23 protein-coding genes are annotated in these 25,945 nt (G+C 61.0%); 19 read left to right on the top strand and 4 right to left on the bottom strand.

Features of this window, described 5'->3' with window-relative positions:
• Positions 1–1,599 carry an ABC transporter permease gene (locus ACM6IO_RS24080; protein WP_414912430.1) on the top strand — a complete coding sequence of 533 codons (1,599 nt, stop codon included), beginning with the start codon at positions 1–3 and terminating at the stop codon, positions 1,597–1,599.
• Entirely contained in the window at positions 1,596–2,666 is a 1,071-nt protein-coding gene (locus tag ACM6IO_RS24075) for an ABC transporter ATP-binding protein (RefSeq protein ID WP_223434219.1), read from the top strand. Before ACM6IO_RS24080 ends, ACM6IO_RS24075 begins: the two co-directional genes overlap by 4 nt.
• Here the strand turns inward: ACM6IO_RS24075 and xerC are convergent.
• The gene (gene xerC, locus ACM6IO_RS24070; RefSeq protein WP_008038408.1) at positions 2,663–3,553 is read right to left on the bottom strand and encodes a tyrosine recombinase XerC; all 891 of its coding nucleotides are present in this window, start codon (positions 3,551–3,553) and stop codon (positions 2,663–2,665) included. The two genes, ACM6IO_RS24075 and xerC, sit on opposite strands and share 4 nt — an antisense overlap.
• 433 nt (positions 3,554–3,986) lie before the next feature.
• Here xerC and arnB point away from each other — a divergent pair, with 433 nt between their 5' ends.
• The 8 genes from arnB to ACM6IO_RS24030 are packed head-to-tail and all read left to right on the top strand — an operon-like array spanning position 3,987 to position 12,784.
• Positions 3,987–5,135, top strand: a complete 1,149-nt coding sequence (gene arnB / locus ACM6IO_RS24065; protein WP_414912360.1) for a UDP-4-amino-4-deoxy-L-arabinose aminotransferase — start codon at positions 3,987–3,989, stop codon at positions 5,133–5,135.
• Positions 5,132–6,151 carry an undecaprenyl-phosphate 4-deoxy-4-formamido-L-arabinose transferase gene (gene arnC, locus ACM6IO_RS24060; protein WP_414912359.1) on the top strand — a complete coding sequence of 340 codons (1,020 nt, stop codon included), beginning with the start codon at positions 5,132–5,134 and terminating at the stop codon, positions 6,149–6,151. The genes arnB and arnC overlap by 4 nt, the downstream gene beginning before the upstream one ends.
• Positions 6,148–8,139 (top strand): bifunctional UDP-4-amino-4-deoxy-L-arabinose formyltransferase/UDP-glucuronic acid oxidase ArnA, encoded by a 1,992-nt coding sequence (gene arnA / locus ACM6IO_RS24055; protein ID WP_414912358.1) that lies wholly within the window; start codon positions 6,148–6,150, stop codon positions 8,137–8,139. Before arnC ends, arnA begins: the two co-directional genes overlap by 4 nt.
• Positions 8,139–9,023 carry a 4-deoxy-4-formamido-L-arabinose-phosphoundecaprenol deformylase gene (gene arnD, locus ACM6IO_RS24050; RefSeq protein WP_414912357.1) on the top strand — a complete coding sequence of 295 codons (885 nt, stop codon included), beginning with the start codon at positions 8,139–8,141 and terminating at the stop codon, positions 9,021–9,023. The genes arnA and arnD overlap by 1 nt, the downstream gene beginning before the upstream one ends.
• Positions 9,020–10,669, top strand: a complete 1,650-nt coding sequence (arnT, locus tag ACM6IO_RS24045) for a lipid IV(A) 4-amino-4-deoxy-L-arabinosyltransferase (RefSeq protein ID WP_414912356.1) — start codon at positions 9,020–9,022, stop codon at positions 10,667–10,669. The genes arnD and arnT overlap by 4 nt, the downstream gene beginning before the upstream one ends.
• Positions 10,666–11,010 carry a 4-amino-4-deoxy-L-arabinose-phosphoundecaprenol flippase subunit ArnE gene (arnE, locus tag ACM6IO_RS24040; protein ID WP_192227224.1) on the top strand — a complete coding sequence of 115 codons (345 nt, stop codon included), beginning with the start codon at positions 10,666–10,668 and terminating at the stop codon, positions 11,008–11,010. The genes arnT and arnE overlap by 4 nt, the downstream gene beginning before the upstream one ends.
• Positions 11,007–11,408: a 4-amino-4-deoxy-L-arabinose-phosphoundecaprenol flippase subunit ArnF gene (arnF, locus tag ACM6IO_RS24035; protein WP_008026471.1), complete on the top strand. Its 402-nt coding sequence runs from the start codon at positions 11,007–11,009 to the stop codon at positions 11,406–11,408. Before arnE ends, arnF begins: the two co-directional genes overlap by 4 nt.
• Positions 11,405–12,784, top strand: coding sequence for a UDP-glucose dehydrogenase family protein (locus tag ACM6IO_RS24030; RefSeq protein ID WP_008038398.1), 1,380 nt, complete (start codon positions 11,405–11,407; stop codon positions 12,782–12,784). The genes arnF and ACM6IO_RS24030 overlap by 4 nt, the downstream gene beginning before the upstream one ends.
• 133 nt (positions 12,785–12,917) lie before the next feature.
• Here ACM6IO_RS24030 and ACM6IO_RS24025 read toward each other — a convergent pair whose 3' ends face one another.
• Positions 12,918–13,886 carry a LysR family transcriptional regulator gene (locus tag ACM6IO_RS24025; protein WP_008038396.1) on the bottom strand — a complete coding sequence of 323 codons (969 nt, stop codon included), beginning with the start codon at positions 13,884–13,886 and terminating at the stop codon, positions 12,918–12,920.
• A 296-nt stretch (positions 13,887–14,182) separates the two neighbouring features.
• Between ACM6IO_RS24025 and argH the strand changes: the two genes are divergently transcribed.
• The 9 genes from argH to ACM6IO_RS23980 all read left to right on the top strand — a co-directional run bounded on the left by argH (position 14,183) and on the right by ACM6IO_RS23980 (position 23,706).
• Entirely contained in the window at positions 14,183–15,610 is a 1,428-nt protein-coding gene (gene argH, locus ACM6IO_RS24020) for an argininosuccinate lyase (protein ID WP_280163926.1), read from the top strand.
• Between the two features lie 169 nt (positions 15,611–15,779).
• Entirely contained in the window at positions 15,780–16,658 is an 879-nt protein-coding gene (locus ACM6IO_RS24015) for an amino acid ABC transporter permease (RefSeq protein WP_008026479.1), read from the top strand.
• Positions 16,659–16,668: 10 nt separating this feature from the next.
• Entirely contained in the window at positions 16,669–17,433 is a 765-nt protein-coding gene (locus ACM6IO_RS24010; RefSeq protein ID WP_008026481.1) for an amino acid ABC transporter ATP-binding protein, read from the top strand.
• Between the two features lie 38 nt (positions 17,434–17,471).
• Complete coding sequence (locus ACM6IO_RS24005; RefSeq protein WP_008026483.1) at positions 17,472–18,296, top strand: ABC transporter substrate-binding protein; 825 nt, start codon at positions 17,472–17,474, stop codon at positions 18,294–18,296.
• Between the two features lie 139 nt (positions 18,297–18,435).
• Positions 18,436–19,284: a polysaccharide deacetylase family protein gene (locus ACM6IO_RS24000; protein WP_192227227.1), complete on the top strand. Its 849-nt coding sequence runs from the start codon at positions 18,436–18,438 to the stop codon at positions 19,282–19,284.
• Positions 19,277–20,164, top strand: coding sequence for a polysaccharide deacetylase family protein (locus ACM6IO_RS23995; RefSeq protein WP_414912355.1), 888 nt, complete (start codon positions 19,277–19,279; stop codon positions 20,162–20,164). Before ACM6IO_RS24000 ends, ACM6IO_RS23995 begins: the two co-directional genes overlap by 8 nt.
• Positions 20,161–21,510: an MmgE/PrpD family protein gene (locus ACM6IO_RS23990; RefSeq protein WP_414912354.1), complete on the top strand. Its 1,350-nt coding sequence runs from the start codon at positions 20,161–20,163 to the stop codon at positions 21,508–21,510. Before ACM6IO_RS23995 ends, ACM6IO_RS23990 begins: the two co-directional genes overlap by 4 nt.
• 150 nt (positions 21,511–21,660) lie before the next feature.
• On the top strand, positions 21,661–22,839 hold the full coding sequence (locus ACM6IO_RS23985) for an MFS transporter (protein WP_192227230.1): 1,179 nt from the start codon (positions 21,661–21,663) through the stop codon (positions 22,837–22,839).
• Between the two features lie 159 nt (positions 22,840–22,998).
• Positions 22,999–23,706, top strand: coding sequence for an HPP family protein (locus ACM6IO_RS23980; RefSeq protein ID WP_223479986.1), 708 nt, complete (start codon positions 22,999–23,001; stop codon positions 23,704–23,706).
• A 51-nt stretch (positions 23,707–23,757) separates the two neighbouring features.
• Here the strand turns inward: ACM6IO_RS23980 and astA are convergent, their stop codons facing one another.
• Both astA and ctlX read right to left on the bottom strand, forming a co-directional pair.
• Positions 23,758–24,792: an arginine N-succinyltransferase gene (gene astA / locus ACM6IO_RS23975; protein WP_414912353.1), complete on the bottom strand. Its 1,035-nt coding sequence runs from the start codon at positions 24,790–24,792 to the stop codon at positions 23,758–23,760.
• Complete coding sequence (gene ctlX / locus ACM6IO_RS23970) at positions 24,789–25,727, bottom strand: citrulline utilization hydrolase CtlX (RefSeq protein ID WP_008038378.1); 939 nt, start codon at positions 25,725–25,727, stop codon at positions 24,789–24,791. The genes astA and ctlX overlap by 4 nt, the downstream gene beginning before the upstream one ends.
• Between the last annotated feature and the right edge of the window lie 218 nt (positions 25,728–25,945).

The raw sequence follows: 25,945 nt of genomic DNA, 5'->3' as shown, positions 1-25,945 counted from the left end.
ATACCTGAAACATTACCCGCGGGCGTCGCTGAGGCGATTCCCGCAACTTTACGCCGCCGCTCCCGCGGATTGTTCGTGGGTCGCGGCGGTGCGTGGGTGATCGGTTTGTCGGTGCTGGTTTCTCTGCTCGCGCTGCTGCCCATCGCCTTTGTCATCGGCGTGTCCGTACAAACTGGCTGGTCGACCTTGCTGGCGCTGGTGTTTCGGCCTCGGGTTGGCGAGCTGTTGATCAATACGGTGTTGTTGGTGTTGATCACGATCCCCTTGTGCATCGCGCTGGGCGTGACACTGGCCTGGCTGACCGAGCGCAGCGATCTGCCGGGGCGACGTTGGTGGTCGTTACTGGCGACCGCGCCGCTGGCGGTTCCGGCATTCGTCCACAGCTATGCCTGGGTCAGCCTGGTGCCGCCGATTCACGGGCTGTTTGCCGGGGTTCTGGTCTCGGTCATCGCCTACTTCCCCTTCCTCTACTTGCCGATTGCGGCGACTTTGCGTCGGCTCGATCCGGCCATTGAAGATGTCGCGCAATCAATGGGGCTCAAGCCCTGGGCCGTATTTTTTCGCGTCGTGCTGCCGCAGTTGCGCCTGGCCATTTGCGGCGGCGCCTTGTTGGTGGGGCTGCACCTGCTGGCCGAATATGGCCTGTACGCGATGATCCGCTTCGACACCTTCACCACGGCGATCTTCGATCAGTTCAAATCCACCTTCAACGGACCTGCCGCGAACATGCTGGCCAGTGTTCTCGCGCTGTGCTGCCTGGCGATGCTTACCGTTGAATCGACAGCGCGTGGCAATGCGCGTTATGCCCGCGTCGGTTCCGGAAGCGCCCGGGAGCAGCAGCTCGTGCGCCTGAAAAAGGTGCCCACGGTACTCGCGCTGACCTTGCAAATCGTGACCTGCGCCCTCGCGCTCGGGGTGCCGTTGATCACCTTGGGCAAGTGGCTGATCGCCGGTGGTGTGCACGTCTGGCAGATGGCCGACTTGATGCCGGCACTGCAACAGACGCTGCTGCTAGGGATTGCGGGTGCGGCCCTCACCACCTGCGCGGCGATCCCGATTGCCTGGCTGTCGATCCGCTCGCCGGGGCGGCTGCAACGGGCCCTCGAAAGCTGCAACTACATCACCAGCTCATTGCCGGGCATAGTGGTCGCCCTGGCCTTGGTGACCGTCACGGTACATTTCGCCCGGCCGATTTATCAGACCACGATCACCGTACTGCTGGCGTATCTGCTGATGTTTTTACCCCGTGCGCTGGTCAGCTTGCGGGCCGGCATCGCCCAGGCACCGGTGGAATTGGAGAACATCGCGCGCAGTCTCGGTCGCTCGCCCGGCCGCGCACTGTGGCTGATTACCCTGCGCCTCGCCGCGCCCGGTGCAGCCGCCGGCGCCGCGCTGGTGTTTCTGGCGATCACCAATGAATTGACAGCCACCCTGCTGCTTGCACCGAATGGCACGCGCACGCTGGCGACCGGGTTCTGGGCGTTGACCAGCGAAATCGACTACGCCGCTGCCGCGCCTTATGCCTTGCTGATGATCCTGCTGTCACTTCCGTTGACCGGGCTCCTCTATCACCAATCCAAAAAAACGGCTGGCCGATGAACGCTCTTGAACTGCATTCGATCTGCAAATCCTATGGCTCGCAACGCGCCCTGGAAAACATCAGCCTGTCGGTGCCAACGGGCAGCCGTACGGTGATCGTCGGGCCTTCCGGTTCGGGCAAAACCACCTTGTTGCGCATGATCGCCGGTTTCGAGTTTCCGGACTGGGGTCGCCTGACACTCAACGGCCAGACGTTGGTGGACGACACCCACGAAGTCCCGGCGCACCAACGCCAGATAGGTTATGTCCCGCAGGACGGCGCCCTGTTCCCGCACATGACCGTGGCCGCCAACATCGGTTTCGGCCTGTCGATCAAGGGTGCGCAAAAACAGGAGCGTATCGCTGAACTGATGGACAGCGTGGCACTGGATTCCAGCATGGCCAATCGTTGGCCCCACGAGCTTTCCGGCGGCCAGCAACAACGTGTGGCTCTGGCGCGGGCACTGGCGCAACAGCCACGCCTGATGTTGCTTGATGAGCCGTTTTCCGCGCTCGACACCGGCTTGCGAGCGGCCATGCGCAAACTGGTCGCGCGGTTGCTGGCAGACGCCGGGGTCACCACCATCCTGGTGACCCATGATCAAAGTGAGGCGCTGTCGTTTGCCGATCAACTGGCGGTCATGCGCGATGGCCAACTGGTGCAGTCAGGTCATCCACTGGACCTCTACCGCTACCCCGGTGACGAACAAACCGCGCTGTTCCTCGGCGATGCGGTGGTCATGCCCGCCAGGATCGAGGCTGGCTGGGCGCATTGTGATCTGGGGCGGATCCCGGTCAACAACCATCGCAACAACCGTTGCGCGCAGATCATGCTGCGGCCCGAGCAGCTGCAAGTGGTCGGCATCGTGCCGAGCGCGGTGGAGGCCACTGGGTGCCGCGCGGTGGTGACCGAACGGGATTTCAGCGGCAATACCTGCACCTTGACCGTGGAACTGGAGTCGCCGCCATCCGCCGAACAGCCCGGTCGCACGCTCATGGTGCGCAGTTCGGGCCTGTACGCGCCACCCACCGGCAGTGCGGTGCACGTCTCGACCATCGGTCACGCCCACGTGTTGAGCGAAGCTTAAAGGTCGAAACGATCCACGGCCCGTCGCCGCTCGTTATCATCCCGCACGTCGTAGTTGGCGGTTGTCTGGATATTGCTGTGATGGGCGAGTTTCTGCGCGATCGACAAGTCGTGTTCCTCGATCACCCGGGTAATGAACGAGCGGCGAAAATCGTGGGGCATGATCTTCACCCCGACCTGCGCACCGCGCTGGCGGGCGATGTAATAGATCGCGTGCTTGGTGATGCGCTCACGGGTGATGTGGCTGCCACGGCGAATGCGATTGAACAGGAACGGATCGTCCACTTCGCCTTCCTTGAGCTGCGAACGGCGCAGCTCCAGCCAGGCATCCAGTTTGGCGAATGCCCAGGCCGGTGCGTATTTGATCAATTGCTTGTTGCCTTTGGCGGTCACCCGCAGGCTGCGCTCGGTGAAATCCACCTGATCGAGGTCCAGGTTCACCGATTCCGATTTACGCATGCCCGAGCCATACAGAATCCCGATGATCGCCGCGTCTCGCAGGCCCTGTGGCCGTGGGTCCGCGGCACAGACCGCCATCATTTCCTGAATCAGCGAGCGTCGCAGGTTGCGCCCCTGGGACAGCCGCGTTCCGGCAATCCCCTTGACCGAACGCATTTTCAGCAAGTGTTCCTGGCTGATCAGGCTCATGCGCCACGCTTCGTTCATCACCCCGCGCACAGCGTTGACGTACAGCGACGACGTATTCGGCGCGTAGCCATCCTCACGCAGTGCCGCGACCAGCGCGATCACATCCTCGGGCTGAAGCTCGTGCCAGGGAATTTCCTCGACGTTCATGTCTTCGAAGCCCAGACGGTCGGCGGCATCCTGCAACACATAACGCATGGTCAGTTGGCTGGACGGCGCCAGTCGCGCCAGATACACGGTCATCGGGCTCTTTGCAGCAGTTGAATCAGCAACAGGTAAGTCAATCAAAACAAAACGGCCTTGAGTGGAAACAGAACAATAAAACAACTAAGGATTGAAACATCCTTCATATAAAGCGGAACACTTCTGTAGGACCTTTCTACTAAAAACGCGATGAACGGCAGTAGTCTGAACACGGGCTTAATAGCTGTCAGAAAAACGATTCGCCGACTGGTTTTTCATGTTCCTTTCACAAAAACGCGCCTAACCTCTAATACATCCGGTGAGCCGCAAGGGGCTCCCAACCTGCCGGTCCAGGCAGGAAAAGTCAATGAAAGCGGATTGTCAGCATGATGAGTCAACTCATTGATGCAGCTTTAGATTATTCGGCTACGCTTTTATTGGATCCAATAATTATCTAGAGCCACACCACTAAGCCAACAGCCTTGAGGTGCCCATGAGTCAGGCTTTTCTCCCCTTCTCCCGCCCCAGTATCGGCGATGAAGAAATGGCTGCCGTAGAGCAAGTATTGCGCTCCGGCTGGATCACTACCGGACCGAAAAACCAGCAACTGGAAGAACACTTCGCCAACTACGTGGGTTGCCGTCATGCCGTCGCACTTTCCTCGGCGACCGGCGCCATGCACGTCACATTACTGGCCTTGGGCATTGGTCCCGGCGATGAAGTGATCACCCCGTCCCAGACCTGGGTCTCCACCGCCAACATGATCTGCCTGCTGGGCGCGACACCGGTGTTCGTCGACGTTGACCGCGACACGCTGATGAGCAACATGGAGCACATTGAAGCGGCCATCACCCCGCGCACCCGGGCAATCATTCCGGTGCATTATGCCGGCGCCGCGTTCGATCTCGACCCGCTCTATGCGTTGGCCGACAAACACGGCATCCCCGTTATTGAAGACGCCGCCCACGCCGCCGGAACCCTCTACAGAAATCGTCACGTCGGCGCGAAAGGCACGGCGATCTTCTCGTTCCACGCGATCAAGAACATGACCTGCGCCGAGGGCGCGATGTTCGTCACGGATGATGAAGCGCTGGCCAACCGGGTGCGCATGCTCAAGTTTCACGGCCTCGGCGTCGATGCCTACGACCGCCTGACCCACGGCCGCAAACCCCAGGCCCAAGTGATCGAACCGGGGTTCAAATACAACCTGGCCGACATCAATGCGGCCATTGCTTTGGTGCAACTGGAGCGCCTGGACCAGATCAACGCCAAGCGTACCGAACTGGCCAAGACTTACCTGCAACGGCTGGAAGGCTCACCGGTGCAACCGCTGGCGATTCCGGCCTACCCGCAGCAGCACGCCTGGCACTTGTTCATCCTGCGCATCGACACCGAGCGCTGCGGGCTGGACCGTGAGGCGTTCATGAAAGCCCTGCAGGAACAAAACATCGGCACCGGCATTCACTTCATCGCCACTCACCTGCACACCTACTACCGCCGGCGATTCCCCAACATCTACCTGCCCAACACCGAATGGAACTCGGCGCGCCTGTGTTCGATCCCGTTGTTCCCCGACATGACCCACGACGACGTCGACCGTGTGGTCAGCGCCATCGAAAACACTGTGGACAGACGCCTGTGAAACCTTATCCGATCCGTTGTGTGTCAATTGTCATCCCGGTCTACAACGAACAGGGCAGCCTGCCCGAACTGCTCAGGCGCACCGAAGCGGCGTGCCAGCAATTGCACCATGACTATGAAATCGTATTGGTCGACGACGGCAGCCGCGACCACTCGGCGCAGATACTTGAAGAAGCCGCCAGTCGCGAGTGCAGCCCGGTGGTGGCGGTCATTCTCAACCGCAATTACGGCCAGCACGCGGCAATCATGGCCGGTTTCGAGCAGTGCAAGGGCGATGTCGTCATCACCCTCGATGCCGATCTGCAAAACCCGCCCGAAGAAATTCCACGGTTGGTGGCTCAGGCCGAACTCGGCTATGACGTGGTCGCCACGGTGCGCAACAACCGCCAGGATTCGGCCCTGCGCCGTTGGCCGTCGAAGCTGATCAACCTCGCCGTGCAGCGCTCCACGGGCGTCGCCATGAGCGACTACGGCTGCATGCTCCGGGCTTACCGCCGGACCATTGTCGACGCCATGCTCGCCTGCCGTGAACGCAGCACGTTCATTCCGATCCTGGCCAACAGCTTTGCCCGGCACACCACGGAAATCCTGGTGACCCACGCCGAGCGCGAACACGGCGAATCGAAGTACAGCCCCATGCGCCTGATCAATCTGATGTTCGACCTGATCACGTGCATGACCACCACGCCGCTGCGGTTGCTGAGCATTGTCGGCTTCGCCATGGCCGGACTGGGCGTGGCATTCGCCATGGCGCTGATCGTCCTGCGACTGGTGTTCGGCGCCAGTTGGGCCGGTGACGGTACGTTCGTGCTGTTCGCCGTGCTGTTCGTGTTCACCGGCGGGCAATTCATCGGCATGGGTCTTTTGGGTGAATACCTCGGGCGCATGTACAGCGACGTTCGCGCCCGTCCGCGGTTCTTCATCGAAAAAGTCCTGCGCGGCCAGCCGGCCACCCCGGCGCCTGTGGTCACCGTCGACGGCCTCACTTCCACCTCTTCAGATCAGGTTCTCTCATGAGCGCAAAAGCTGTTGTCTTCGCCTATCACGATATTGGCTGTGCCGGCATCGAAACCCTGCTCGCCAGCGGTTACGAGATTGCCGCCGTGTTCACCCATGCCGATGATCCGCAGGAAAACGCCTTCTACGGCTCGGTTGCGCAACTGTGCGCCCGTCAGGGGATCCCGGTGCACGCGCCGGAAGACGTCAATCATCCGCTGTGGATCGAACGCATCGCCAAGCTCAACCCCGATTACCTGTTCTCGTTTTACTACCGCCACCTGCTCAGCGAGCCGTTGCTGGCCACGGCCGCTAACGGCGCGTTCAACCTGCACGGTTCGTTGCTGCCGCGCTATCGCGGTCGTGCACCGGCCAACTGGGTGCTGGTCAACGGTGAAAGCGAAACCGGCGTGACCCTGCACCGCATGGTCAAACGGGCCGATGCCGGCGCGATTCTCGCCCAGAAAAAAGTCGCGATAGAGCGCAGCGACACGGCGCTGAGCCTGCACGGCAAGTTGCGCGTGGCCGCCACCGACCTGCTGCGCGACACGTTGCCGGCGTTGCTCGCCGGGAAAGTCAGCGAGACCCCGCAGGACGAATCGAAAGCCACGGTGTTTAGTCGCCGCACGCCTGCCGACGGCAAGTTGATGTGGCAAAAACCGGCCGAAGAACTGTTCAATCTGGTACGCGCCGTGACCCAGCCTTATCCCGGCGCGTTCTGCGCGGTGGGTGAGCACAAACTGATTGTGTGGAGCGCCGAAGTCGCCCAGGGCAACGAAGGTCAGGCACCGGGCCGGGTCATCAGCGTCGATCCGCTGCGTATTGCCTGCGGCGAAGATTCCCTGGTCATCACTGCCGGTCAACGCAACGACAACGGTTTGTACCTGAGCGGCCCGCAACTGGCCAACGAACTGGGGCTGGTCGACGGTTCCGTGCTGCGCGGTGCCGAATCAGGGCGCGCTCCACGGCGCACCCGGGTGCTGATCCTCGGCGTCAACGGCTTCATCGGCAATCACCTGTCAGAGCGTCTGCTGCGTGACGACCGCTACGAGGTCTACGGCCTGGATATCGGCTCGGACGCCATCGAACGCCTGCGCAGCCATCCGCATTTCCACTTCGTCGAAGGCGACATCAGCATCCACTCCGAGTGGATCGAGTACCACATCAAGAAGTGCGACGTGGTCCTGCCGCTGGTGGCGATCGCCACGCCGATCGAGTACACCCGCAACCCGCTGCGCGTGTTCGAACTGGACTTCGAAGAAAACCTGAAACTGGTGCGCTACTGCGTCAAATACAACAAGCGCGTGATCTTCCCGTCGACCTCGGAAGTCTACGGCATGTGCCAGGACGCCAAGTTCGACGAAGACACGTCCAACCTCGTGGTCGGGCCGATCAACAAGCAACGCTGGATCTACTCGATCTCCAAGCAATTGCTCGATCGGGTGATCTGGGCCTACGGCCAGAAAGGCCTGAACTTCACCCTGTTCCGCCCCTTCAACTGGATGGGCCCGCGCCTCGATCGACTGGACTCGGCACGCATCGGCAGCTCCCGGGCGATCACGCAACTGATCCTCAACCTGGTGGAAGGCACGCCGATTCGCCTGTTCGATGGTGGTGAGCAAAAACGCTGCTTCACCGACATTGCAGACGGCGTCGAAGCGTTGGCGCGGATCATCGATAACGACAACGATGCCTGCAACGGCCAGATCATCAACATCGGCAACCCGGACAACGAAGCCAGCATCCGTCAGTTGGGCGAAGAGCTGCTGCGCCAGTTCGAAGCCCACCCGCTGCGCGACAACTTCCCGCCGTTCGCCGGCTTCCGCGACGTTGAAAGCAAGGCGTTCTACGGCACCGGTTACCAGGACGTGTCCCACCGCAAACCGAGCATCGACAACGCCAAGCGTCTTTTGGACTGGGCGCCGACCGTGCAGATGAGCGAAACCATCGGCAACACCCTGGATTTCTTCTTGCGTGAAGCGATGCTCGAAATCGCGGACAAGCGCTGATGCAGGCAGGCCTCCGGATTGATGTCGACACCTACCGGGGTACTCGGGAAGGAGTGCCCCGGCTGCTGGAGATGCTCGATGAAGCGCAGGTCAAAGCGACGTTTTTCTTCAGCGTCGGGCCGGACAACATGGGGCGCCACTTGTGGCGCCTGATCCGTCCGCAGTTCCTGTGGAAGATGCTGCGTTCCAACGCCGCCGGGCTGTACGGCTGGGACATCCTGCTGGCCGGCACCGCATGGCCGGGCAAACCCATTGGCCGCGACCTCGGGCACTTGATGCGCCAGGCCCGGGATGCAGGTCATGAAGTCGGCCTGCATGCCTGGGATCACCACGGCTGGCAGGCCAATGCCGGGCGCTGGAGCGACGCACAGTTGATCGAGCAGATCCGCCAGGGCGTGGACACGCTCGGCGACATCCTCGGGCAAAAAATCGAGTGTTCGGCAGCCGCCGGTTGGCGCGCGGACGAGCGCGTGATCGAGGCCAAGCAGGCTTTCGGCTTTCGCTACAACAGCGATTGCCGTGGCCACAGCCTGTTCCAGCCGACTCTGGCCAGGGGTGGTTTGGGGGCACCGCAGATTCCGGTGGACCTGCCGACCTTCGATGAAGTGGTTGGCCCAACGCTCGCGGCCAAGGACTTCAACGGGTTCATTCTCGATCGATTCTCCCCGGAAAAACTCAACGTCTATACGATCCACGCCGAAGTAGAAGGGATTCTGATGGCCAACGATTTTCGTCAACTGCTGGCCGCTGCGCGCCAGCGAGGTATCCATTTTCAACCCTTGGGCGAATGGCTGCCCAAGGCGCCAGGCACCTTGCCGACCGGTCGCGTACTGCGCGGCACGCTCGACGGCCGTGAAGGCTGGCTGGGAGTGCAAGGTGCATGAGTAAACGCTGGGTACTGCCGCCGCTGCTGGGTCTTTTCCTGCTGGGCTACCTGCTGCCAATGGGCACCCACGGTCTGTGGATTCCCGATGAAACCCGTTACGCGCAGATCAGCCAGGACATGCTCTTGAGCGGCAATTGGATCTCGCCGCATTTCATGAGCCTGCGCTATTTCGAAAAACCGGTGGCCGGGTACTGGATGATCGCCCTTGGCCAGGCACTGTTTGGCGACAATCTGTTCGGGGTGCGGATTGCTTCGGCCATCAGTACCGGGCTCAGTGTGATGCTGTGTTACTTGATCGCTCGCCGGCTGTGGAACGAGCCACGCAAAAGCTTTGCCTGCGCGTTGCTGTACATGAGTTTCACCGTGGTCGCCGGGCAAGCCGGCTACGCCAATCTCGATCCGCAGTTCACTTTCTGGGTCAACCTGAGCCTGGTCGCCTTGTGGTTTGCGTTGGATAGCGCCACCCACGCCCGACGCCTGATTGCCTGGGCAACACTGGGCCTGGCCTGTGGCATGGGCTTCCTGACCAAGGGCTTTCTCGCCTGGCTGCTGCCGGTGCTGATCGCCCTGCCCTGGATGCTCTGGCAAAAACGCTGGCGTGAACTGTTGATCTACGGCCCGCTGGCAATTGCCGTGGCCATCGCCGTGAGCCTGCCCTGGGCCTTGGCGGTGCACGCGCAGGAGCCCGATTACTGGCGGTTTTTCTTCTGGCACGAGCACATCCGCCGGTTCGCCAGTGAGGACGCGCAGCATGACGCGCCGTGGTGGTTTTATCTGCCGTTGCTGGTGGCGTTCAGTCTGCCGTGGGTGGTGCTGCTGCCGTCTGCACTTCGTCAGGCATGGCAAACCCGCAGGCAGGCAAACATCGCTTTCCTGCTGTTGTGGTTGCTGATGCCGCTGCTGTTTTTCAGCCTGAGCAACGGCAAGTTGCCCACCTACATCATGCCGTGCCTGCTGCCACTGGCCTTGCTGCTGGGGCATGCGCTGGCGGATCGCTTGCGGCTGGAGCAAGGCCGGGTACTGGGCCTCAATGGTTTGCTCAATCTCATGCTGGGCCTGACCACCCTCTTCACGCTGGTGTACCTGCAACTGAAAAAACCGCTGTACGACCACGAGTTGCACAACCTGGTGCTGGTGTTCATCGGCCTGATCGGCTGGATCATGGCCAACCTGCTGCAAGCGTTCCGGCCCTTGCAATGCTGGGCGGCGCCGGCCTTCGGCAGCCTGCTGCTGGTCGGGGTCTTGCCGGCGGCCATACCCGAATCGGTGGTGGCGAACAAAATGCCCGACCAGTTTGTCCTTGAGCATGCCCGGGAGCTCGGCGAGACCGCCAGTTTGTTGAGCAACGATCTGGGCGCCGCTTCGGCCCTGGCCTGGCGCCTGAAACGCCCGGACGTGGCGTTGTACAACACGATAGGCGAACTGAAATATGGCCTCGCTTATCCTGACGGCGCGTCGCAACGCGTCGACCCTGATCGCGTGCAACAGTGGATGCACGACGCCCGTCAGCGTGGCTCGGTAGGCGTGCTGATGCGGGTCAAGGGTGAAGACGAGCTGCGTGAAATCGACCGCTTGCCCAAGGATGGCAAACGCTATGAACAAGGCAACCTTGTGATTTTGATATTCCCTCAGGGTGCGACATGAGCCTGTTGCTGGTATTGGCGGCCTGCCTGCTGACCTGCCTGGGTCAGATCGCCCAGAAATACGCCGTGGAGAACTGGCGCGGCAAGACGTCGGGCTGGGGCGAAAAACTGCGCTCGCCATGGCTGTGGCTGGCCCTCGCCGCGCTGGGCGCGGGTTTGCTGGTGTGGCTGCTGGTGTTGCAGCGACTTGAAGTCGGCGTCGCCTATCCGATGTTGAGCCTGAATTTTGTGCTGATCACCCTGATCGCTCGCTTTGTCTTCCACGAAACCATCGACCGCCGCCACTGGTTGGGCGTAGCGCTGGTGATCGGCGGCGTGATTTTGCTGGGGTTGAACGCATGAGCCTGCGCCGGGGCATCGCCTTCGCCCTGGGCAGCGTGCTGCTCGGCAGTGCCGCGCAGTTGGGCATGCGCTGGAGCATGACGCGCCTGCCGTCACCGGAGCACTTGCTGACCGCCAGCCTCGACCCGAGCGCCGTCGCCGTGGTGCTGGCCGCCATCCTCGCTTACGCCCTGTCGATGCTCAGCTGGCTCGTGGCCCTGCGCGATGTGCCGCTGGGCCGGGCTTACTCGCTGCTGAGCATCAGCTACGCGCTGGTGTACCTGCTGGCCGCCGTCCTGCCAGTGTTCAACGAAGACTTCAGCCTTTCCAAAAGCCTCGGGGTGGCCCTGGTCATTCTGGGCGTCATCACCATCAACGCTCGACCTGCTCACGCGTCCACACTCAGGAGTGACCTATGAAAATCAGTGTATTTGGTAGCGGTTACGTCGGCCTGGTGCAGGCCGCTGTCCTGGCTGAAGTCGGCCACGACGTGGTTTGCATGGACATCGACGAGAAAAAAGTCGAGTTGCTGCAGCAAGGCCACGTGAGCATTTTCGAGCCGGGGCTGGCCAGCCTGGTGCGCGAAAGCCTGGAGGCCAAGCGGTTGCAGTTCACCACTGATGAAAAATTCGCGGTGCAACACGGTCAGGTGTTGTTCATTGCGGTGGGCACGCCGTCCCGGGACGATGGTTCCGCGGATTTGCGCTACGTGCTGTCGGTGGGTGAAGCGGTGGCCCGCCACCGCGAGCAGCCGGTGATTCTGGTGGAGAAATCCACCGTCCCCGTGGGCACCGGCGATACCTTGCGCACGCACATCGACAAGTGCCTGATCAAGGTCGGCCGGTTACTGCAGTTCGATATCGTCTCCAATCCGGAGTTCTTGAAAGAAGGTTCGGCTGTCGCCGATTGTCGGCGCCCGGACCGTATCATCATCGGTTGCGAAAACGATGACGTGCGCGATGTCATGCGCGACCTCTACGCACCGTTCAACCGCAACCATGACCGGATCATGTTCATGGACCTGCGCAGCGCCGAGCTGACCAAGTACGCCGCCAACTGCATGCTGGCGACCAAGATCAGCTTCATCAACCAGATCGCCGAACTGGCCGAACACCTCGGTGCCGACATCGAATCTGTGCGGCTGGGCATCGGCGCCGATTCGCGCATCGGCTACCACTTCATCTACCCCGGCTGCGGTTATGGCGGTTCGTGTTTCCCCAAAGACATGCGCGCCTTGATCCACAGCGCCGAGGAAGCGCATTGCTCCAGCGACCTGCTGCAAGCGGTGGAAGCCATCAACCAGCGGCAGAAACACAAACTGTTCGAGCGCATCAACGCATTCTACAAAGGCGATTTGCGCGGCAAGACGTTTGCTGTGTGGGGCCTGGCGTTCAAGCCCAACACCGACGACATGCGCGACGCGCCGAGTCGGGTACTTCTGGAATCGCTGTGGGCCGCCGGTGCCAGCGTGCGGGCGTTCGACCCGGAGGCGATGCAGGAAACCCAGCATTTGTATCCCGACGAAGCGAAGCTGATGCTCATGGGCACCCCGGAATCGGTGCTGGCCGGCGCCGATGCGTTGATCATCTGCACCGAATGGCAGCAGTTCAAGGCGCCGGATTTCAATCTGATCCAGCAACGATTGAAAGCGCCGGTGATATTCGATGGACGCAATCTGTATGACGCAGACCGGTTGGCGCGCAGCGGGTTTATGTACTTTCCGATGGGGCGAGGCGACTCGCGCAAGTTACCGATTCCGCATCAACAATGGCCAGTGGCTTCGGTTGTTGCGTGATTGACAGAGGCATACGCAAAACACTGTAGGAGCCGGCTTGCCGGCGATGAGGACCTTGGACTTTGTGGTGATCTTTTGATTGCTATCGCTGGCAAGCCAGCTCCTACAGTTTGATGGTGTCAGTAAAGTTTGATTAACAAACAGGCACCTTCAAATCAACGCCCAACGCCTGGGCAAACGCCTTCACCAACGGACTGCGCACGGTGTTGTGACGCAGGATCAGATTGAACGGCGTGCTGATGTGAATGAGGTCCGGCCGCACCGCGCGAAATTGCCCTTGGGCGACCATCGACGCGGCGTAATGCTGCGGTAGAAAACCCACGAAACGCCCGGTCTTGATCAGCAGCGCCACGGCTTCCACCTGGGTGGCCGAGGCGGAAAAACTGTCGTATCGGGCAAAATTCAGTTTGTCGCGGTGGATCGCGTAGCGGTGGTTGATGCACTCGTAATCCTTGAGCACGTTGCTGCCAATTTCTGCGTCCGGCACCGAGAACAACGGGTGGCCGATCGCGCAGTAAACCTCCGAGCGTTCTTCATACAGCGTGTAATAGTCGAACTCTTCGCGTTTCTGATAAACCGGCACAATACCGGCTACGAGGCGTCCCTCTACGACCCCTCTTTCAATTTCATCCAGTTGTGACGCCTGAAGTTGAAACCTTACTTTCGGCGACTCTTCATTTATCCGTCTAAGCGCTGCAACTAACGGTGAATTAAGATCGGAAATAGTATTATCAATAACCCCCACACCCAAGTCGCCAATAAGTTCGTTCTGCGCTGAACTAAGCCGGTCGCGAAAGTTGTCGACCGAGGCAAATAAATCAATCGACGCCTGATACACCAGACGGCCTTCTTCGGTCAGATGAAAGCCCTCGCGACCTCGGGTGCACAAGCGCATACCGATGCGGATTTCAAGGTCGGAGATCTGTTTGCTGATGGCCGCCAGCCCCACATTCAGCTCGTTCTGCGCCGCACTGAAACCACCGGCCTCGACCACGGCCTTGAACACTTTGAGCAGTTTGAAATCCAGCCCGCTGAGGGCCAGTGGCGCCCGATGCGCCGTTTTTGGCGCCGGGTTTCCGGAATTGGAAAGTGGGGTTTCCATAATGCTTATTTACCTCTGGCGCGCTATTCAACAACCTGTGCCCAACAACAAAAACATAGCTGGCCAATAATAATGAACACAGAAAACCAGGCTTGGCAACCGCTAATAATCCCCGTACTTCAGTGCCAACTCACTGATTTCGAACTACTAAAAGCTGACACTTCGATCAGCTCTCGCAACGCTGCAACTGCCCTCTTGAAAACTGCTTAGGCCGAACCACGCCCGAATTATTTCCGGCGGGTCTTCCCGGCTCTGCGCATCAATTTCAGTTCGCTTTACCGACGAGGAAAACAACAATGTCTCAAACCACCGACCGTCTCTGGGGTGCCCGCTTCAAAAGCGGCCCATCCGAAGCCCTGGCGGCCCTGTCCCGTTGCCCCGAACGCTACTTTCGCCTGACCCCGTATGACCTCGCCGGTTCCAAGGCCCATGCCCGTGAACTGCAGCGCGCCGGGCTGTTGAGCGAGCAGGAAACCCACACCATGCTGGGCGCGCTGGAAGGTATCGGCGCTGACTTCAAAGCCGGCAGCATCGCGCCAACGCTGGATGACGAAGACGTCCACACCTTCATCGAACGCCTGCTGACCGAGCGCCTCGGCCCATTGGGCGGCAAGCTGCGCGCCGGCCGTTCGCGCAACGACCAGACCGCCAACGACCTGCGTCTGTTCCTGCGTGATCACGTCCGCACCCTGGCCGTCGAAGTGCTGGCCTTGCAGCAAGCGCTGGTCGATCAGGCCGAACAGCACATCGAAAGCATCTGCCCCGGTTTCACTCACCTGCAACAGGCGCAACCGATCGTCTTTGCTCACCACTTGCTCGCTCATGCCCAATCGATGCTGCGTGACGTGCAACGGCTGGTGGACTGGGACATCCGCACCTCGCTGTCGCCACTCGGCGCCGCCGCCATGGCCGGTTCCGCCATCGCACGCCTGCCGCAACAGTCGGCCAAAGAAATGGGTTACAGCGGCGTGTGCGAAAACTCCATCGACGCCGTGGCCAGCCGCGATCACGTCGCCGAGTTCCTGTTTATCGCCAGCATGCTCGGGATCAACATTTCCCGCCTCGCGGAAGAATTCTGCCTGTGGTCGTCGCGGCAATTTCGCTGGGTTGCACTGGACGATGCCTACGCCACCGGCAGCTCGATCATGCCGCAGAAGAAAAACCCGGACATTGCCGAGCTGGCCCGGGGCAAGGCGGGTCGCCTGATCGGCAACCTCACCGGTCTGCTCTCCACCCTGAAATCCCTGCCGCTGTCGTATAACCGCGACTTGAGCGAAGACAAGAACGGCGTGCTCGACAGCGTCGACACCTTGCTGCTGGTGCTGCCCGCCATGGCCGGGATGGTCGCGACCATGAAGGTCAACGTTGAAGAGCTGCGCCGTCAGGCACCGCTCGGGTTCACCCTCGCGACCGAAGTGGCCGACTGGCTGGCAGTGCGCGGCGTGCCGTTCAAGGAAGCCCATGAAATCACCGGCGCGCTGGTTCAGGCCTGTGAGAAACACGACATCGAGTTGTGGGAAGCCTCGCCGGCACTGTTGGCCGAGATCGACCCGCGCCTGACCCCGGAAGTGCGCGACAGCCTGACGCTGGAAGCCGCCATCGCCGCCCGTAGCGGTTGGGGTGGTACGGCGCCGCAGCAGGTGCGCGAGCAGATCGGCCGGTTGAAGACCGCCCTCGCCGCGCAACACGAATGGACCGAGAACTATCAGGGCTTCCGCCTCTGATAGACAACGCAGATCCCTTGTAGGAGCGAGCGGTGCGGCGATCCGACTTGCCCGCGAAGAGGCCATGTCAGTCAGCATCAGTGGTGAATGACACACCGCTTTCGCGAGCAAGCTTCGCTCCTACAGGGAATTGTGTTTGACCTGTAATACCAGTGTTCGGAGAAACAACATGAGCCAGACTCAGGCAGAACGACTCCAGGCGGAGCGCAAACTGGCGGAAAACCAGTTCGATATCACCCAGTACGATCACGTGCCACGGCGTTACTACGGGCGGATCTTTTTCGCCACGGTCATCGTCATCGCGATCATCGGCCTGGTGCGGGCCTTCGCCGAAGGCAAGATCGAGTGGTCGTACATCGGCCAGTTCCTCACGTCCCAGGCGATCATGTGGGGCTTGCTCAATACCATCGTCATGGCCGTGCTGGCGATGGGGCTGGGCATTGTGTTCGGGGTAATCACGGCGATCATGCGCATGTCGGCCAACCCGATCCTGCGCTACGTGGCAGTGACCTACACCTGGCTGTTCCGCGGCACGCCGCTGATCCTTCAACTGCTGTTGTGGTTCAACCTGGCGCTGATCTTCCCCACCATCGGCATCCCTGGCGTGTTCGAAATGGACACCGTGAGCCTGATGACGCCGTTCGTGGCCGCCCTCCTCGGCTTGAGCATCAACCAGGGTGCCTACACCGCCGAAGTGGTGCGCGCCGGCCTGCTGTCGGTGGACACCGGGCAGTACGAAGCCGCCAAGTCGATCGGCATGCCACGCCTGCAAGCGCTGCGCCGGATCATCCTGCCGCAGGCCATGCGGATCATCATTCCACCGGTCGGCAACGAGTTTATCGGCATGGTGAAAATGACCTCGCTGGCGAGCGTCATCCAGTACTCGGAGCTGCTCTACAACGCCCAGAACATCTACTACGCCAACGCCCGAGTGATGGAGCTGCTGATCGTCGCGGGTATCTGGTACCTGGCCACAGTCACCGTGCTGTCCTTTGGTCAAAGCCGTCTGGAGCGTCGTTTCGCTCGCGGCGCCGGCAAGCGTTCTTGAGGAGTCGAACATGAGAAGCATCGTCAAGGCCGTGAGCCTGAACAAGTATTACGACCATTTCCACGCCCTCAAGGACATCAACATCGAAGTCGAGCAAGGCGAAGTGCTGTGCATCATCGGCCCGTCCGGCTCCGGCAAAAGCACCTTGCTGCGTTGCGTCAACCAGCTGGAAAAGATCGACAAGGGCGGCCTGTGGGTCGACGGCGAGCTGGTGGGTTACCGCATCGTCGGCAACAAACTGCACGAACTCAACGAGTCGCAGATCGCCCGTCAACGCCTGGCCACCGGCATGGTGTTCCAGCGTTTCAACCTGTTTCCGCACATGACTGTGCTGCAAAACATCATCGAAGGGCCGTGCCAGGTGCTCAAGCGTTCGCCCAAGGAGGCGCACGAAGAAGCTTTGGAACTGCTCGCCCGCGTCGGCCTGGCCGACAAGCGCAACAGCTACCCGATCGAGCTTTCGGGTGGTCAGCAACAACGTGTCGCCATTGCTCGCGCATTGGCCATGCGGCCCAAGCTGATGCTGTTCGATGAACCCACTTCGGCACTCGACCCGGAACTGGTCGGTGAGGTGCTGTCGGTGATGCGCGATCTCGCGCAATCCGGCATGACCATGATCGTCGTCACCCATGAACTGGGCTTCGCTCGCGAAGTATCCAACCGCATGGTGTTCATGGACGGCGGGCAGATCGTGGAGGCAGGAAGCCCCGAAGAAATACTAATAAGTCCGCAAAACCCGCGCACCCAAAGCTTCATTTCTGCCGTTCGAACCTAAGCGCCGGCTGGCGTAACAACACACATAAGAGAACGACCATGAAGAACATCGTAATCCCAGCAGTACTCGCAGGCCTGATGGCATCCAGCGTCAGCTTCGCCGCCGAATTGCCGGCCAGCATCAAGGAAAAAGGCGAGATCGTCGTCGCGATCATGCCGAACTACCCGCCGATGGATTTCAAGGACCCGGCCACCAATACCCTCACCGGTGTGGACGTTGATCTGGGCAACGCCCTGGCCGAACGTCTGGGCGTGAAGATCAAATGGCAGGAAACCGGCTTCGAGCAAATGATCAACGCCCTGACCACCGACCGCGTCGACATGGTGCTGTCGGGCATGACCGACACCAAAGAGCGTCAGGCCAGCGTGACCTTCGTCGACTACTTCACCAGCGGTCCGCAGTTCTACACCCTGCAGAAGAACAAGGACTTCAACGAAATCACCGACCTGTGCGGCAAGAAAGTCGGCACCAGCCGCCGGACCACGTTCCCGGCGGAAATCGCTGAATACAGCAAGGCCAACTGCGAAGCCGCCGGCAAACCGGCCATCGTGGTGATCGGCACCGAAGGCTCGGCGGATGCCCGTGCGCAATTGCGTCAGAGCCGTATCGATGCCGCGATGCAAGGCAGCGAGACCTTGTCGTACCTGAAGACTCAGGAAAAGGACATGTACAAAACGGTCGGCCAGCCGATTTCCGTGCAGTTCTCCGGCATGGGCCTGAGCAACAAAAAGCCTGAGCTGAGCGAAGCGGTGAAGGTTGCGTTGCAGAGCATGATCGATGACGGCAGCTATCAGACCATCCTGAAAAAATGGGACCTGGAGCTGGGCGCAATCAAGACGGCAACCATCAACGCCGGCAAGTAATGCTTGCCCTGTAGGAGCGAAGCTTGCTCGCGAATGCGGTATGTCATTCAACATCTCTACTGACTGACACACCGCATTCGCGAGCAAGCTTCGCTCCTACAGGGGTTGTGTTTACCTATAGATGAGCGGAGCGCTACTGATGTCCTCCTCACCCCAACCCACCTGGCCCGACCAGCACAAGGCCTGCCTTGCCCTGGCCTTCGACCTCGACGGCCCCACCGGCGATGCGATGCTCAACGGCTCGATCTGGCACAAGCCCGAGTACTTCGGTTTTGGTGGTTACGGCCCTTACCGGGCGCTGCCACGGATTCTCGACCTGCTCGACGAATTCCGCATCCCGACTACGTTTTTCGTTCCGGCCTGGGTCGTGGAGAACTGGCCGAAACAGTGCCAGGCGATTGTCGAGCGCGGGCATGAAGTGGCGTACCACGGCTACAAACACGAATCCTTTTACGCCCTGACGCTGGACCAGCAAAAGGACGTGATGAAGAAATCCCGCGAGGTGTTCTGGAAACACCTGAACATCCGCGCCGAAGGTTTCCGCACGCCGTCCGGCGACTGGCGCGCCGAGACCCCGGCGATGCTGGTGGAAGCCGGCGTGACCTACTCCAGCAGCATGCGCGGCGACGACCGACCGTACCTGGTGAACGTGCCGGGGTTCGACACGCCACTGGTGGAAATCCCCGGTCGCTGGGAAATGGACGACTACGCCTCCCTCGCCTACACCCGCGCGCCGGACTTTCCTTCGGGACTGGACCGCACGGCCAGCTACGAGCTGACTCTGGACAACTGGTGCCGCGAGTACGACGGCGCCATGAATGAGGGGTTGTGCCTGACCACCCTGTTCCACCCCAAGATCACCGGCAAACCGGGACGCATCCTGTTGCTGGAAAAACTTTTCGAACACATGCGTCAGCGCGACGACGTGTGGTTTGCCACTTGCCGCGACGTCGCCCAGTGGTGGCTGAAGGAGCATCACCATGGCTGATTCCATCGTCTGGCCCGACGGCTATCGCTGCGCCGTGGTGCTGACCGTCGATTACAACGACATTCACGGGATTCTCACCCAGGCGCCGGAAGTCGCCGGGCGCGACAAGACACTGTCTGTATGGCGTTACGGCAGCCAGCGCGGCGTCGAGCGTCTGCTGGGTTTGTTCAAGGAACTGGGGGTTCGCAGCAGCTGGTTTGTCCCCGGCATCGTCGCCGAAGAAAACCCCGAACACCTTCAGGCGATCCAGGCCGGAGGGCATGAAATTGCCTGCGCCGGGTATCGCCATCAAAACTACGACACCCTCGATCTGGCGCAGCAGAGCGCCGAAATTGCCGCCGGCTGCGAGGCTCTGCAAGCATTGACCGGCCAGCGCCCGACGGGGTTTCGCATCCCTGCCGGCAATGGCGCACCAGGGTTCATCGAGGCGCTGAGGGACCAAGGCATTCATTGGTCCTCCTCGTGGCGCGGCGATGACTTGCCGTTCGCGCATCCCACAGCGCCGCAGGTGATTGAACTGCCCTTGCACTACGAGCTGGAAGACGAACCCTACTTCGCGTTCAACCTGAGCCCGGCGGTGCCGCCGGCGCAATCGCGGATCGCCTCCTACAGCCACACCCTGGGCAACCTGCAAATGGACTTCGCCGGGTTCCACCGCTTCGGGCTGTGTTACGTGCTGCGTTTGCACCCGGAAATCATTGCCACGCCGGGACGGATCGGCGTGTTGCGCGAATTGCTGCAGGGTATTCAGCAACACAACGACGTGTGGATCGCCACCGGAGCCGAAGTCGCTCAGTGGTGGGCCGATTCCGCGGCGCCTGTGACCGAGGATCACCCGGCGTCGGTGTACGAACGGCATTATCGGGACTACCTCCTATGACCGAGCGTTTGCAACGACTGGCGCAGTTTTGCGTCAACACAGGATTTGAAGACTTGCCCCCGGTACTGGTTGCACAAGCCAAACGGCACATACTCGACACCTTTGGCGCGACGCTGGCCGGGGCTGACAGCGATGTGGCGAAACAGGCGCGCCTGGTGTTCTCGGGTGAAACCGGCGGCACGCTGGTCTGGGGCGCGGACCTGCGGGTCGGCGCCGCTCAGGCTGCGATGCTCAATGGCGTCGCCGCGCATGCGCTGGAATTGGACGACACCGGTGGCTGTGACCATTCCGGCGCGGTGGTGCTGCCGGCGGTGATGGCCGCTGTTTCGATGTCCACGCGGCCTGTCAGTGGTCGCGAGTTCATCACGGTGGTGGTCATCGGTTACGAAGTCGGCCGCCGCGTGCTCGAAGCCTGTGGCGGTTATTCGGCGCACAACGGCGCCGGCTGGCATTCCACCGCCACCTGCGGCGTGTTTGGCGCGGCGGCGGCAAGTGCACGCATCCTGGATTTGAACGCCGGACAAATGCTCTCGGCACTGGGCATTGCCGGCAGTTTCAGCGGCGGCTTGTGGGCCTTCATCCACGACGGTTCGCAGAGTAAAAAACTGCACAGCGGGCGCGCCGCCGAAGGTGGATTGTTGGCGGCACGGTTTGCGCAGCAAGGCATCACCGGGCCGTCGAAGCTGTTCGATGATGTCTGGGGCGGTTTCCTGAAAACCCTGGCCGGGGCGTCTTCACAACCAGAAGCACTGGATGCCGACCTGGGCGTCGTGTGGAAGCTCGCCCGCTGTTCGATCAAGCCGTACGCCTCGTGCCGTGGCACGCATTCGGCCATCGACGCGTTGGGGTTGTTGCTGGATCAACTGCAGGTGGATGTCGATCAGGTTGAAGACCTTGAGGTTTCGCTGTGCGGGTTTCTGCAGGACATGTGCGGCGCTCAGGAAGTGAGCAGCCTCGCAGCGGCGCAGATGAGCTTGCCGTACGCCCTCGCCGCACGCCTGGTCCATGGGCATTGCCGGCTGGAGGCGTATGACGAGGAGCAACGGCGTGTTCCACAGATTGCGCTGTGGATGTCGCGCATTCGTCTTGTAGTGGACCCGCAACTGTCAGAGGATGGCGAGCCCGTGGTGAGCGTGCGGACAGTGGACGGTCGGCAGGCGAGCCTGTGCGTCGACCCGCCACTGGGTGCGCCGGGCAATCCGTTGAGTGATGACGCGTTGGAACGGAAGTTTTTCAGTCTGGCGGTGCGGGTGATGCCGAGGTTGCAGGCAGAGGAACTGATCGGGCAGTTGTGGCGGTTGGAAACGCTGGAATCGGTTGGTTCGCTGGACCGGTGGTTGAGTTGAATTTTGCGTTGTCTGCGCGGGCCTCTTCGCGGGCAAGCCTCGCTCCTACAGGGGCAGCGAAACCCCGTAGGAGCGAGGCTTGCCCGCGAATGGCGCGACACGGTACACCGTCGAACACCCTGAAATCTGAATAAGGACATTTGCCCCACCGTGGCCACTTACTCGCTTGTTATCCGCCGGTTGATGATCGTATCGCTGACCATCGTCGTCAGCCGCGCCATCACCAGCCCGTTGCTCACGTTGTTCCTGAGCAACAAACTGGGCCTCAACCAACAGGACGTTGGCTTGCTGCTGGGCATCGCGGTGTTCATCGCCACCCTGCTAGCGCTCTACGGCGGCTACATCATCGACCGCCTCGAAAAGCGCCGGCTGCTGATCCTCGCCATGCTCTCCAGCGCCATCGGTTTCGTGCTGCTGACCTTCGCCGAAAACCTCTACTTGACCACCCTGACCCTGGTGATCACCGAAACCGCTTCGGCGCTGTTCCTGATCGGCTCGAAGGCGATCCTCAGCGAAAACCTGCCCATGGGTCAGCGCGCCAAGGCCTTTTCCCTGCGCTACACCCTGACCAACATCGGTTACGCCACGGGGCCGATGCTCGGCGTGGTCATCGCCGGTGTCTACCCGATTGCGCCGTTCCTGATTGCCGGCGGCATTGCGTTTTTCAGCATCTTCCTGATGAGCGGGATCCCGAAAGATTCGAGCCAGACACCCGTGATCGGCCAGCCGCAAAGCTTTCTGAAAACCCTGATCACCCTGAAAAACGACCGCACGCTGATCATGTTCACTTGCGGCTGCCTGCTCAGCACCGTGGTCCATGGGCGCTTCACCCTGTACCTGTCGCAATACCTGCTGGTGACCCAGGACTCCAAACGCGCCCTGGAAACCATGGCCGCCCTGCTCGCCTGCAACGCCATCAGCGTGATCCTGCTGCAATACCAGATCGGCCGTTTCCTCAAGCGTGAACAACTGCGCTACTGGATTGCCGGTGGCACCAGCCTGTTCATCCTCGGCCTGATCGGCTTCAGCCTGGCGGACAGCCTGGTGTCGTGGTGCATCGCGATGTTCATCTTCACCCTCGGCGAAATGATCATTTACCCCGCCGAATTCCTGTTCGTCGACACCCTGGCCCCGGAAGAACTGCGCGGCAGTTACTACGGCGCACAAAACCTGGCGGCCCTGGGCGGTGCCCTGAGCCCGGTGATTTGCGGTTTCCTGTTGATGCACACCCCGGCGCCGACGATGTTTTATGCCCTGAGCGCGCTGACCGCCATGGGCGGTTTCCTGTGTTTCATGAGCGGACGCCGGGTGGCTTTACAGCAAAATTAATGCACTGAAACTGCATTAATATGAATTTGTCTCCGTCTGGAATGAGCGGCACACTGTGCCTCGTTCCTCCCCCAATAGTTGGAACGACTTCAAGGGCTTTCTGGGTATCCCAGCTAAGCCTTTTTTTTGCCTCGACTTTTGCAACGGACCGTTCACCTCATGTTTGCTCGCTGGTTCCCCGCCGCCATCAATACTCGACCTTCTGAATGGAGCCGTGCCGCCATCGGCATGGCCCTCGGTACGATGTTCAGCGTCTGGCTGTGCTCACAGGTTTTCGGCATCGAAGTGGCACAGCACCTGATCGGCCCGCTGGGCGCCTCGGCAGTGCTGTTGTTCGCGGTGTCCTCCGGCGCGTTGGCGCAACCCTGGTCGATTCTCGGCGGCTACTTGAGCGCTGGGGTGGTCGCATTGTTGGTCGCCCACGTGCTCGGACGAACCCTTGGCAGTGCTTGCCTGGCCGCAGGCATGTCACTGATTCTGATGTGCTGGCTGCGTTGCCTGCATCCGCCGGCCGGTGCCTTGGCGTTGCTGCTGGTATTGGCAGACCCGGCGACCATCGCGCTGGACTGGAAAGCCCTCGGCCCGGTAATGCTCGGCGCCTCGACGATGTTGCTCAGCGCGCTCGCATACAACAACCTGACGCGCATTCGTTACCCAAGACGCGCCAGCGAACCGGTGCCGATGGTGCCAGCCGATCACCCGCCCATCGACAGCCAGGCGATCACTGCCCAGGATCTGAAACGGGCGCTGGCGGACATGGAAGCTTTCTTTGATGTCACGCCCGAAGACCTTGAACAGTTGATTCAAGCCAGTGAGTTGCATGCCAAGCGGCGCAGTATCACTGAGGTCCTTAGCCGCAGAACCTGACACCCTACAGAACCCTTCAGGAGCGAGCAGTCTCGCTCCTGAAGGTTCGAGTCAGGCCGCAGATAATTGCTTGGCCGGTACTGCCAGACTCACCGCCCGCACCGATGCACCGGCACTCAACCCCAGCGTTTTTGCGGTCTGGGCATCGACAATCAACGTACCCGCCGCCACCCGCGCCGGTGCTGCGGTTATTCGGCACTCGGCAAACTGGCGGTTGTGAATCAGGTAAGTCGCCGCCTGTTCTCCGGGGGTGCCAAGGCTCAATTGCAGCACCTGACTGTCACGCACCGCGCGGATGTCGGCGGTGGCGCATTCAATCAGCGGCCCGCCGTCGAAAATGTCGATGTAGTCGCGGTGTTCGAATCCTTCCGCCTGCAGCATGCCCAGCGCCGGCTCGGTGTTGGGATGGACGCGGCCAATCACCGAACGCGCTGCTTCCGGCAACAGGCAGGTCGGCAGCGGAAACTTGGGCATCAGTTCCGCGATGAAGGTCTTGTTGCCCAGGCCGGTAAGATAATCGGCATCGGCAAAGTCCATCTTGAAAAAGTGCCGCCCCAGCCCTTCCCAGAACGGTGAAATGCCTGCTTCGTCCGAGTAGCCGCGCATCTCTGCAATGACCTTGTCGCCGAAGTGCTGACGGAACTCTGCGAGAAACAGGAACCGCGCCTTCGACAACAAGCGCCCGTTCAGGCCGCTGCGATGATCGGCGTGCAGGAACAATGAGCACAACTCCGATTGCCCGGTCATGTCGTTACCCAGGAACAACGTCGGCAGTTGTTGATTGATCCCGAGGTTTTTCGACGCCGCGACAAACAAGCCCATTCGATAGTTGTACCAGGGCTCGCGCAGGCCGACGGCACCGGCCAGCGCACAAATACCGATCGCCTCTTTCTGGTCGTTCTCCAGCACAAACAGGTAGTCGGCATCGGCACGCTCGGCGTCGCCGGCAAAGGTTTTCGCGGCCCATTCCAGACGCTGGCGCAAACGCGGCGCATCGGCAGGCAAGGTGGTCAAACCGGTCCCGGCGCTATGGGCCAGGGCCAGGAGTGCCGGCAGGTCAGCCGGTGTGGCGGGACGGACGATCATCGCACTTGCTCCTTGGCAGTCAGGTGTTTGGGCAGGAATACTTCGGCCAACATGCAGCGGGCGCTGCCGCCGCCGATGCGTTCGATGGTGTCGATGTTCACCGGCAGCGGCGTGGTGTGGGCCTCGATCAACCGACGCTGGCGGGTGTCCAACGCTTGCCAGGCGGTACGTGACATCACCAGCACGGGGTCGCCCGCACTGCTTTGAACTTCCAGCATGTTGCCGGCAAAGGATTCCAACTGGCTCCAGTTCAGCGCGATGACTTGCTTGCCGCTGTCTTCCAGCCGCGAGCGCAGGGCCAGGCGTTCGCTCGGGTTCGTGACCGATGCCAGGCAGGCAATGGCCAGCCGCGTACCGACGCTCATCATCACGTTAGTGTGGTAAATCGCGACGCCCTGACGGTCCTGCGCCGTGAACGCGCACAGCTCGTAACCCAGATGGTTGACCACCTCATCCAGCGCCCGGGCGTGGGTGCGGGTGGAGTAGCCGGCGTAGCAAATACGCTGCTGACGATCCAGCACCATGCTGCCGGTGCCTTCAAGGAAGACTTCCTGCTGTTCGAGGCTGGAAAGGTCCAGCAACTGCTCGACCCGGTATTCGTCGCGCAGCCAGTCGAGCACACCTTTATCCCGCTCCAGGCGCCGGTTGTGGCCCTGCATCGGGTACAGCACCAACGTGCCGTCGGGGTGGCTGCTCCACCAGTTGTTGGGAAAGATCGAGTCTGGCGTGTGCGGGGCTTCAAGGTCGTTGTGCACAAGGACCTCGACGCCTTGCCCGCGCAGCGCGGCAACGTAGCCGTCGAATTCTTGCAGGGCCTTGAGCTGAACGTCTTCGGACACGGCGGCCGGGCGCTGAAAACGGTTGTTCGCCGCCGTGTCCTGATTGAAAGAGAAACGTGTCGGGCGAATCATCAAAACGGTATTGGTGGTTTGCATGGGCACAGATTCAATGAGGGTTGAGAGAGGCTCATTGTCTGTTTCGGGAGCGGGAAAACCCGGTTGATAAGGGTTTTTAAGGTGATGGAAACGGCTGTAGTTTTTGTCTTGCCCAGCCGATTCGGCAGACACCAAAAACCAAATGTGGGAGCGGGCTTGCTCGCGAAAGCGGAGTGTCATCCAACATCAATGTCGACTGACACTCCGCTTTCGCGAGC

It is taken from the genome of Pseudomonas sp. IT-P44, from assembly GCF_949768225.1.
GTDB classification, from domain to species: Bacteria; Pseudomonadota; Gammaproteobacteria; order Pseudomonadales; family Pseudomonadaceae; genus Aquipseudomonas; species Aquipseudomonas migulae.
The sequence above is the reverse complement of the archived record's forward strand: the minus strand, read 5'-3'. Positions and strand labels throughout refer to the sequence as shown.

What these genes read in the sequence shown, in the direction of transcription:
- ACM6IO_RS24075 (WP_223434219.1), top strand. Translation starts at nt 1,596, where the DNA reads ATGAACGCTCTTGAACTGCATTCGATCTGCAAATCCTATGGCTCGCAA.
- xerC (WP_008038408.1), bottom strand. Translation starts at nt 3,553, where the DNA reads ATGACCGTGTATCTGGCGCGACTGGCGCCGTCCAGCCAACTGACCATG.
- arnB (WP_414912360.1), top strand. Translation starts at nt 3,987, where the DNA reads ATGAGTCAGGCTTTTCTCCCCTTCTCCCGCCCCAGTATCGGCGATGAA.
- arnA (WP_414912358.1), top strand. Translation starts at nt 6,148, where the DNA reads ATGAGCGCAAAAGCTGTTGTCTTCGCCTATCACGATATTGGCTGTGCC.
- arnD (WP_414912357.1), top strand. Translation starts at nt 8,139, where the DNA reads ATGCAGGCAGGCCTCCGGATTGATGTCGACACCTACCGGGGTACTCGG.
- arnT (WP_414912356.1), top strand. Translation starts at nt 9,020, where the DNA reads ATGAGTAAACGCTGGGTACTGCCGCCGCTGCTGGGTCTTTTCCTGCTG.
- arnE (WP_192227224.1), top strand. Translation starts at nt 10,666, where the DNA reads ATGAGCCTGTTGCTGGTATTGGCGGCCTGCCTGCTGACCTGCCTGGGT.
- arnF (WP_008026471.1), top strand. Translation starts at nt 11,007, where the DNA reads ATGAGCCTGCGCCGGGGCATCGCCTTCGCCCTGGGCAGCGTGCTGCTC.
- ACM6IO_RS24030 (WP_008038398.1), top strand. Translation starts at nt 11,405, where the DNA reads ATGAAAATCAGTGTATTTGGTAGCGGTTACGTCGGCCTGGTGCAGGCC.
- ACM6IO_RS24025 (WP_008038396.1), bottom strand. Translation starts at nt 13,886, where the DNA reads ATGGAAACCCCACTTTCCAATTCCGGAAACCCGGCGCCAAAAACGGCG.
- argH (WP_280163926.1), top strand. Translation starts at nt 14,183, where the DNA reads ATGTCTCAAACCACCGACCGTCTCTGGGGTGCCCGCTTCAAAAGCGGC.
- ACM6IO_RS24015 (WP_008026479.1), top strand. Translation starts at nt 15,780, where the DNA reads ATGAGCCAGACTCAGGCAGAACGACTCCAGGCGGAGCGCAAACTGGCG.
- ACM6IO_RS24010 (WP_008026481.1), top strand. Translation starts at nt 16,669, where the DNA reads ATGAGAAGCATCGTCAAGGCCGTGAGCCTGAACAAGTATTACGACCAT.
- ACM6IO_RS24005 (WP_008026483.1), top strand. Translation starts at nt 17,472, where the DNA reads ATGAAGAACATCGTAATCCCAGCAGTACTCGCAGGCCTGATGGCATCC.
- ACM6IO_RS24000 (WP_192227227.1), top strand. Translation starts at nt 18,436, where the DNA reads ATGTCCTCCTCACCCCAACCCACCTGGCCCGACCAGCACAAGGCCTGC.
- ACM6IO_RS23995 (WP_414912355.1), top strand. Translation starts at nt 19,277, where the DNA reads ATGGCTGATTCCATCGTCTGGCCCGACGGCTATCGCTGCGCCGTGGTG.
- ACM6IO_RS23990 (WP_414912354.1), top strand. Translation starts at nt 20,161, where the DNA reads ATGACCGAGCGTTTGCAACGACTGGCGCAGTTTTGCGTCAACACAGGA.
- ACM6IO_RS23980 (WP_223479986.1), top strand. Translation starts at nt 22,999, where the DNA reads ATGTTTGCTCGCTGGTTCCCCGCCGCCATCAATACTCGACCTTCTGAA.
- astA (WP_414912353.1), bottom strand. Translation starts at nt 24,792, where the DNA reads ATGATCGTCCGTCCCGCCACACCGGCTGACCTGCCGGCACTCCTGGCC.
- ctlX (WP_008038378.1), bottom strand. Translation starts at nt 25,727, where the DNA reads ATGCAAACCACCAATACCGTTTTGATGATTCGCCCGACACGTTTCTCT.